Source organism: Cobetia sp. SIMBA_158 (assembly GCF_046566945.1).
GTDB lineage: Bacteria > Pseudomonadota > Gammaproteobacteria > Pseudomonadales > Halomonadaceae > Cobetia > Cobetia amphilecti.
The window spans coordinates 1-228 of sequence record NZ_JAWJYL010001269.1 but is presented as its reverse complement, the minus strand read 5'-3'; the positions used below and the strand labels follow the sequence as shown (position 1 = coordinate 228).

Annotated in this window: 1 protein-coding gene; it reads right to left on the bottom strand. The window is 40.4% G+C overall.

The window, feature by feature from the left end:
* Positions 1-228 (bottom strand): FtsW/RodA/SpoVE family cell cycle protein (locus R2R70_RS23805; RefSeq protein ID WP_410979462.1); only part of this gene is annotated, 228 nt, incomplete at both ends.

Genomic DNA, 228 nt, shown 5'->3' with positions numbered 1-228 from the left:
AAGCCGGCCATTAGCGTAATCATCGATGTGCCACCATAACTTATCAGGGGTAAGGGCACACCAACAACAGGAAGTAGTCCTGATACCATGCCAATATTTACAAATATATAAACAAAAAAAGTTAAAGTCAGTGCGCCAGCTAACAGCTTTCCAAAAGCGTCTTGTGCATTTACTGCAATATATAAGCTGCGGCCAATTATAAACAAGTACAAGCTAAGTAAAACGCAG